The organism is Rhabdochromatium marinum (genome assembly GCF_016583795.1).
GTDB classification, from domain to species: Bacteria; Pseudomonadota; Gammaproteobacteria; order Chromatiales; family Chromatiaceae; genus Rhabdochromatium; species Rhabdochromatium marinum.
This window is the reverse complement of record NZ_NRRS01000199.1, coordinates 1-786: the sequence shown is the minus strand read 5'-3', so window position 1 is coordinate 786 and position 786 is coordinate 1. Positions and strand designations below refer to the sequence as shown.

Annotated in this window: 1 protein-coding gene; it reads left to right on the top strand. The window is 62.6% G+C overall.

From position 1 onward, the window contains the following. Nucleotides 1-124: 124 nt before the first annotated feature. Nucleotides 125-786, top strand: a 662-nt coding sequence (locus CKO36_RS19290) for a transposase (protein ID WP_476705519.1), incomplete at its 3' end; no start/stop codon positions are given.

Genomic DNA, 786 nt, shown 5'->3' with positions numbered 1-786 from the left:
GGCCTTGATCATCCCTCGGTCCAAAACCAACAATTTCAGTAGGTGATCAGCGCGAGGCATGGGGCGGCAGGAGTCCGGGAAAGGCGTAGTCTTGGAGGTGCAACCCAACCCAAGGACAGCGCCGATGCCCGAAGAAGCTCTTGCCAAGACCAACTCTAGCGCAAATCGCTCTTCCACGCCGATGCATGATCGCCGCCGTCGTGCCGAACGGCTCGTGGCCGTGGCTGAAGCTGAGCAGGGCGGGCAAAGTCAACGTGAGGCGGCGCTGAGTGCGGGCGTGGCACGCAGCACGCTGCGCCATTGGACGGGGCGTCAAGCGGTTCAGGCTCCGGCTGGATTGGCGCGGTTTGTCGAGACGCCTGAGGGCGTGGTCTGGCTGCGCCGGGTTGAGAGTGCGGCGCACTGGTGCATTGGGGAGCGTGCGGGAGCGGGGATTCGGGTGATCGTTGAGTTTTTGGAACTCAGTGGCCTGTCGGCGTTCATCGCTTCGTCGTATGGCGCGCAACAGGCGGTTCATGTGGCCTTTGAGGAGCAGCTGTTGGCTTGCGCGGGTGAACAACGCGAGCACTTGGCTGAAAAGATGCCCCATCGCACGCTGAGTCTGAGCGAAGACGAGACTTGGAAAGATGGGTTGCGTCTGGTGGCCATTAACCCGGTCTCGGGGTTCATTGTGGTTGAGCAGGCCAGCGCGGATCGCTGTGCCAAGACCTGGACGCAGGCGCTGGAGCAAGGACTGGCGGGGTTGAACGTGACGGTCGTTCAAGCCACCAGCGACGAGGCTAAGGG